A 6,918-nucleotide genomic window follows, 5' to 3' on the forward strand; every position below is an offset into this window, starting at 1 on the left:
TCGTGTGCGGTCTTACTGCTGTGACTGCAGCTGTTCGGCGATCAGGGTATAGGCCTCGATCCGTTCGGCCATGAAGGTGTCCATCTCGGAATAGGGTACGTCGATCAGCGCGTATCCATCGTTTTCCATCTGCTCGCGGAAGGACGGGTCAGCGTTGATTTCGCCGATGATATCGGACAGCTGGGTCCGCACCTCTTCGGGTGTCGAGGCCGGGACGCCGATGCCCCGATAGGCACCGCCGACCATTTTGATGCCCAGTTCCTTGAAGGTCGGGCTGTCGGGGAACAGCGGGTGGCGTTCCTCGGTTGCGACGGCTAGAACACGGGTCGCATCCCCCTGACGAACTGCCACGGTGGTATAGCCCCACAGCATGTCGACCTCGCCGCCGACCAGCGCGGTCTCGGTCGCGCCGGTGCCGGTATAGGGGATATAGGTCGTCTCGACCCCGGTTTCGTTCATGAAGATCTGATTGGCGACATGGTTGGCCGAATTCGTGGCCGACCCTCCCGCAGTCACGCCGCCCGGCATGGCGGTCGCCGCATCGATCACGTCCTGGACGGTCTGGAACGGACTGTCATTGGCGACCATCAGCGCATCAGGCGTGAAATGGAACATATAGACGTTGGTGATGTCCTCGGTCTTGTAGCCGGGATCCTGTAGCATGGGCTGCAGTACGATGTGCGGCAGGTTGGTGCCCATTATTGTCTGGCCGTCGCCTTCTATGCTATTCAAACCCGCCCAGGCCTGCGCCCCACCCGCTCCTGGCAGATACTGGACGATCATGTCCTGGCCCGTGATGTCCCGGAACCGCGCCTGCTGATAGCGCGCCGTCACGTCGCTCTCCCCGCCTGCGTTAAAGGGGATGACATAAGTCACCGGCCCGTCCGGATAGGCCAGCGCGGCCCCGGCGGTTCCCATCAGTGCCAAGCTGGCTGCGCCGATCAGGCGCCGTGTCGTCGTTCCCATCATGGTGTTCTCCTCCCGTTTCGTGAATGGCCCTGCTGACTCCCGGTACCTGCCGCCCCCCTCCTCAAAGGCACGGCAGGTGGGTAGCCTTCAGGCGCTGCGATACAGTTTGGTCATCGAGAACTCCCGATGCCCCAGGGCCTCGGCGGCCGTCAGGCGGCCGTTTGCGGTCCGCATGATCATCTCGATCAGGCTGTCGCCGGCCTGGTCGATAGTCATCTCTCGTGTCAGGACACCGGTCACGTCCACGTCGATATGTTCGGACATCGTCCGGAGCGTCCGCGGATTGCCCGAGATCTTGATGACCGGCACGATCGGATTGCCTACCACGTTGCCCTGCCCCGTCGGGAAGGTGTGGATGACATACCCCCCCGCCGCCATCAGCGTCACGCATTCCGCCGCAGCGGACGAGCTGTCCATGAAATACAGCCCCGGACCTTTTTCTGGCGTCTCGGCCGGGCCGATCGCGTCGATATAGGTCGAGGTACGGCCGATCTTCTCCAGATTGCCCATGGCCTTTTCCTCGATAGTCGTCAGACCGCCCAGAATATTACCCTTAGTCGGCTGGCTGTCCGACAGGTCCGAGGTCTTGAACGCCTCGATCACGTCGTCCTGATAGGCCTTCCAGATCGCCTTGAACTTAGCGGCGGTTTCCGGGTTTGCGGCGCGGGTCTCACAGATATGCTCGGCGCCGGTAATCTCGGACGTCTCGCCAAAACAGCCATAAATTCCCTGCGGCAGCAGCTTGTCATACATGTTCCCGACGGTGGGGCAGGAAGAAAGACCCGTAGTGGTGTCGCTTTCACCGCACTTTGTCGAGATCCACAGATCGCTGACTGGGCAATCCTCTTTCTGCAGCTCGGTTGCCCAATGGACGTATTCCTTGGCCTTCCAGCTGGCCTGACGGATGGTTTCGAAATCACCCTTCTGCTCGATTGAGAAGCCCGTGACAGGCTTGCCCGTCTTCGCAATGCCGTCGACGATGACCTTGGTCCATTCCGGCTCGATCCCGATCACGATCACGGCGGCGACGTTTGGGTTCGCACCTGTACCGATGATGGTGCGGAAATGCAGCTCGAGATCCTCTCCGAACTGCAGCCGGCCGTAAGCATGAGGCAGAGCCATCGTGCCCTTGACGTTGTTGGCTACCGCCTCGCATGCGGCGTTCGAGATATCGTCGACGGGCAGAATTAGGACATGGTTGCGAACGCCGACGCGACCGTTTTCGCGGCGCCATGCCTTGACGGTCGAATTGCTGAAATCAAGTGCCATGGCTTACCACCTCTTCGTTTTGCAGTTTTGCGTGTGGACATGGCCGCCGACTTCGGCATCGCCGATCATCTTTCCGATGTCTTCGCCATACTTGATGACAGTGTCGCCAGCCTTCAGCGGCTTTAGGGCAACCTTGTGCCCGATGGGAATATCGGCCTTGGCCGTCAGCCGGAAGTCGGAATTGTCGGCAGTGACGACACACAGCATCTCGGTGCCGGCGGCCAGATCCTCGACGACAACGACACCGACGTTGTCCTCACGGTCATGGACCAAAAGTTGCGGAATACTCAAACGACCCTCCCTTGATAGATAATGAACTCCCTACACGATTACCATAACATATATAACAACTCTTATACAAGACTCGATATGGCTCCCTTGCAGGCGATGCTCGGGGGGTGCTAATCTCAGCAAAACCTACGGTGAAAAATGGCTTCTTCTCTTTATCAGACCGTCATCGACTCGATCGTTGCTCGGATTGCGGCTGGTGATCTGCTGCCAGGAGGGATGCTGCCAAGTGAGACCCAGCTTGCTTACGATACCGGAGTGTCGCAGGGGACAGCCCGCAAGGCTTTGATGGTACTTGAGCAGCATGGCATCGTCCGCCGGGAACAGGGACGGGGAACATTTGTGACCGCTCGGACACCTGAATCGTCGCTGTTCAACTTCTTTCGTCTCCGCCCCAAGGACGGCCACGTAGTTCAACCTGAGGTTTTGTCAGAAACGATTATTCATCGGTCAGCTACGCAGATTGAACAGGAAACGCTGCATGGTACGCCTACGACAGTTATCGAAATTCGCAGACTTCGCAGTCTAATTCACATGCCGAGGGTGATTGAGACTGCAGTCATTTCTGCAGATATGTTCGCCGGGATCGAGCGTCGCAGTCCGCTGCCGAGTGCCCTATACGTGCTCTATCAGCAAGCCTATGGCTTGATCGTTCTTCACGCCGATGAGGCCATAACAGCATGCGCTGCCGAATACCAAGAGGCTATGGATTTACGTATCGAGGTGGGTGCGCCAATCTTGAGAGTAGAACGGTGCGCACGGGACATCTTGGGGCGCTTGATTGAACGCCGCCTCAGCCTCTACCTAACCAATGACCTCAGCTACATGGTAAGGCTCGAGTAAAACATTGCGATATTAGCTACTCGATACCACTTATATCGGGGAGGTATGCGTCCCGTGGTATGATAGCCATCTGTCTGATGAAGAGCGGTTGCCGTTTGGCCATGGGGTATGCGGTTCGGCGCTGAACCCCTGAACTGTTGATTTCCACCCAGAACTGAGCCGGGTGAGCGCATAATTTCCACTGAGAAGTGAGCCATGTGAACCTTCCCCCATAGCGGTCAGCGGCGGGGGTAACGGAGTGATCCACATGGGGCTTTTGAACATCATCCGACGCATGCACTTGCGCGAGAAGCTGTCGATCCGCGAGATCGCTCGTCGCACGGGTCTTTCGCGCAATACCGTGTCAAAGCATCTGGCGGCGAACACGATCGAGCCAAAGTTTGCGACGCCGGAACGTCCAAGCAAGCTTGACCCCTTCTCGGGGAAGCTGGCCGGCTGGCTGAAGACGGAGATCGGCAAGCCGCGCAAGCAGCGACGAACGCTGAAGCAGATGCACGCCGATCTGGTCAAGCTCGGCTTCACCGGATCCTACAACCGCGTGGCCGCCTTTTCGCGGAACTGGCGCGCGGACCGTCAGCGTGAGCAGCAGACGGCAGGACGGGGGACCTTTGTCCCCTTGTCCTTCAGTCCGGGCGAGGCCTTCCAGTTCGACTGGAGCGACGACTTCGCCATTTTGGGTGGAGAGCGTACCAAGCTTCAGATGGCCCACATCAAGCTGTAGCACAGCCGGGCCTTTTTGCTGCGCGCCTACCTGCTGCAGACCCACGAGATGCTGTTTGACGCCCACTGGCATGGGTTCCGGGTTTTTGGGGGCGTGCCTGCCCGGGGCATCTACGACAACATGAAGACGGCAGTGGATCGTGTCGGCCGCGGCAAGGAGCGAGAGGTCAACATGCGCTTCCTCGCCATGACGAACCACTATGTCTTCGAGCCCGAGTTCTGCAATCCGGCAGCGGGTTGGGAGAAAGGGCAGGTCGAGAAGAACGTGCGGGACTCCCGTCACCAGTTGCTTCATGGAATGCCTGACTTCGCAGACCTCGCCGCGTTGAATGTCTGGCTGGAACAGCATTGTCTGGAGCTGTGGAAAAGCACGGCGCATGGGACGCGGCCTGGCACGATCGCTGATATCTGGGCCGAAGAACGGGCTGCCTTGATGCCGTTGCCGGTGGCCTTTGACGGCTTCATCGAGCTGAGCAAGCGCGTCTCGCCCACCTGCCTGATCAGCTTCGAGCGCAATCGCTATAGCGTTCCCGCGTCATTCGCCAACCGTCCCATCAGCTTGCGGATCTATCCGGACCGACTTGTCGTGGCGGCCGAGGGTAACATCCTGTGCGAGCATCCTCGCGTGATTCAACGCAGCCACCAGCTGCCGCCGCGGACGATCTACGATTGGCGGCACTACCTGGCTGTCCTTCAGCGCAAGCCCGGAGCGCTTCGGAATGGCGCACCTTTCCTGGAATTGCCGCCTGCCTTCAGGCAACTACAGGGCCAAATGATACGCAAGCCGGGCGGCGATCGTGAGATGGTCGATATCCTCGCCCTGGTTCTGCAGTGTGACGAGCAGGCCGCGCTGATGGCGGTGGAGCTGGCCCTGGCCGAGGGCGTGGCGACCAAGACCCATGTACTGAATCTCCCTCGCACCGCTTGATCGATGGGAAGGTGGTTGGCGGGCCGCCCCTGGATACCCCGCAGGCGCTGGCCCTGCGGCGCGAGCCCAAGGCCAATGTCGAGCGCTACGACAGTCTGCGCAGCCAGACCGAAGGTGGCCGTCATGCGTCATGATCCCGCCAGCGGTGCCATCGTCATCATGCTCCGCAGTCTGAAGATGCATGGGATGGCGCAGTCGGTCACTGACCTCATCGAACAGGGGGCGCCTGCTTTTTCACGCTGCTGTGCCGATCCTGGCTCAGTTGCTGAAAGCGGAGCTGGCCGAGCGCGAGGTCCGTTCCATTGCCTATCACATGAAAGCGGCGCGCTTCCCCGCCTACAAGGACCTCTCGGGGTTCGACTTCGCCGCCAGCGAGATCAATGAAGCGACTGTGCGCCAGCTGCACCGCGGCGAGTTCATGGAGGGTGCGCAGAATGTTGTGCTGATCGGTGGCCCAGGGACCGGAAAGACCCATGTGGCGACGGCATTGGGCATTCAGTCCATCGAACAGCACCGCCGGCGGGTCCGCTTCTTCTCGACTATCGAACTGGTCAATGCCCTCGAGCAGGAGAAGACAAGGGGGAAGGCCGGACAGATTGCCGAAAGTCTCAGCCGCCTCGATCTCGTGATCCTGGACGAGTTGGGCTATCTGCCCTTCAGTGCATCAGGCGGCGCTTTGCTCTTCCATCTGCTGAGCAAACTCTATGAGCGCACTAGCGTGGTCATCACCACGAATCTCAGCTTCAGCGAATGGGCCACGGTCTTCGGCGACGCCAAGATGACCACTGCACTGCTCGATCGCCTGACCCACCGTTGCCACATCCTGGAGACCGGAAACGACAGCTTCAGGTTCAAGGCAAGCTCAGCCGCAGCGGCCACGAAGAAGAAGGAGACAAACCATACCTTGACCCCTCTATGACCCTATATCCATAATCAGAGGTGGCTCACTTCTCGATGGAAAACCCGGCTCAGTTCTGGGTGGAAATCAACACGCAGCGAACAGACAGTCCTTCCCATCGTCCTGACGTCAATGCGTCCACACAGCTTGACCTAACGATCGATCGCATCTTCAAATCCTCAGAAGTGCTAATAGTCCGATCTCAGCGGACCACCCCCGCATGAGGTTTGCTTTGCGCTACCATATGACGGCGCTGAGTAGCAGTTTCAGGGCTGAGCGCTCGGACAGCGACGTGATTATTAAGAAATATGAAGCTGCTTATGAGAATTACACTCCCGCCTGTCATTTCCATGAATTCCTCAAGTATCAACTGCAGCACCTTGGAGGGCAGCAGAGAGTAATACATGGTGATTTCCATGAGAACTGCACCGGAAACGAGTACGCTTAGGCCCGCAATGAAGATCAGCAGCGGCTCTCTGTAATTCTTCCACATGATGAGAATATTATTGATGTTCAGGAGAGCAGCAGAAGCAAATATTACGCCATAGATGGTTATCCATGCTCCTTGGTTCCCATTGATCAGAGGTACGAAATGCGCGTATTTCGCTGAAAGTGGGGTGAGCTTTTCGTGGATCGATGCAGCTTCATCCGCTGATAAAAAGATCAATCCCAGACCCACAAGGACGTAAAACCCGGGTCTAGGAGAGATTGTGCTGCGAAATTTGAGTGCGGACAAAATGAACAGCCCGCTGACCAGCAGCTGACTTGAAGAGTACCATGTTGGTATGCTCACTTCGCCATCAAGATCAAACCACAGCTTTATGGTCCAGAAATTCATTGCGATTGATATGGGAAACATCAGCGCGAAGAAAGTATTGAACAATAGAAGGTAAGTCAGTGCCGTGCGAGGTTGCATCGGAAAATAGTCTAATTGATCCTTTTCCATATCACTGGTGACCTTATGTTACAAAACAGTTACTAATTGTTCCATCCCGGATGATCA

The 6,918-nt window shown here is 57.8% G+C and carries 5 protein-coding genes and 2 pseudogenes; 3 read left to right on the top strand and 4 right to left on the bottom strand.

The annotated features are described in order from the left end of the window. Nucleotides 1-12: 12 nt before the first annotated feature. From TY51_RS11615 to TY51_RS11625, 3 genes are all read right to left on the bottom strand, one after another. On the bottom strand, nt 13-969 hold the full coding sequence (locus TY51_RS11615) for a tripartite tricarboxylate transporter substrate binding protein (protein ID WP_052650094.1): 957 nt from the start codon (nt 967-969) through the stop codon (nt 13-15). 87 nt (nt 970-1,056) lie between these two features. Then, entirely contained in the window at nt 1,057-2,238 is a 1,182-nt protein-coding gene (locus TY51_RS11620; protein ID WP_042249859.1) for a UxaA family hydrolase, read from the bottom strand. 3 nt (nt 2,239-2,241) lie between these two features. After that, nucleotides 2,242-2,529, bottom strand: coding sequence for a UxaA family hydrolase (locus TY51_RS11625; protein WP_042249861.1), 288 nt, complete (start codon nt 2,527-2,529; stop codon nt 2,242-2,244). A gap of 138 nt (nt 2,530-2,667) precedes the next feature. Here TY51_RS11625 and TY51_RS11630 point away from each other — a divergent pair, with 138 nt between their 5' ends. From TY51_RS11630 to istB, 3 genes and pseudogenes are all read left to right on the top strand, one after another. Further along, the gene (locus TY51_RS11630; protein ID WP_042249863.1) at nt 2,668-3,369 is read left to right on the top strand and encodes a GntR family transcriptional regulator; all 702 of its coding nucleotides are present in this window, start codon (nt 2,668-2,670) and stop codon (nt 3,367-3,369) included. Between the two features lie 247 nt (nt 3,370-3,616). Further along, a pseudogene (gene istA, locus TY51_RS11635) lies at nt 3,617-5,151 on the top strand (IS21 family transposase). Then, a pseudogene (gene istB / locus TY51_RS11640) lies at nt 5,141-5,936 on the top strand (IS21-like element helper ATPase IstB). Before istA ends, istB begins: the two co-directional pseudogenes overlap by 11 nt. A 181-nt stretch (nt 5,937-6,117) precedes the next feature. Here istB and TY51_RS11645 read toward each other — a convergent pair. Continuing rightward, complete coding sequence (locus TY51_RS11645; RefSeq protein WP_156117993.1) at nt 6,118-6,861, bottom strand: hypothetical protein; 744 nt, start codon at nt 6,859-6,861, stop codon at nt 6,118-6,120. Nucleotides 6,862-6,918: the final 57 nt, after the last annotated feature.

Origin of the sequence: Paracoccus sp. PAMC 22219 (assembly GCF_000787695.1) — a bacterium.
Taxonomy (GTDB): domain Bacteria; phylum Pseudomonadota; class Alphaproteobacteria; order Rhodobacterales; family Rhodobacteraceae; genus Paracoccus.

Bases quoted from the DNA above. Each gene is read 5' to 3' on its own strand.
- TY51_RS11645 (WP_156117993.1), bottom strand. From the start codon at position 6,861: ATGGAAAAGGATCAATTAGACTATTTTCCGATGCAACCTCGCACGGCA.
- TY51_RS11630 (WP_042249863.1), top strand. From the start codon at position 2,668: ATGGCTTCTTCTCTTTATCAGACCGTCATCGACTCGATCGTTGCTCGG.
- TY51_RS11620 (WP_042249859.1), bottom strand. From the start codon at position 2,238: ATGGCACTTGATTTCAGCAATTCGACCGTCAAGGCATGGCGCCGCGAA.
- TY51_RS11615 (WP_052650094.1), bottom strand. From the start codon at position 969: ATGATGGGAACGACGACACGGCGCCTGATCGGCGCAGCCAGCTTGGCA.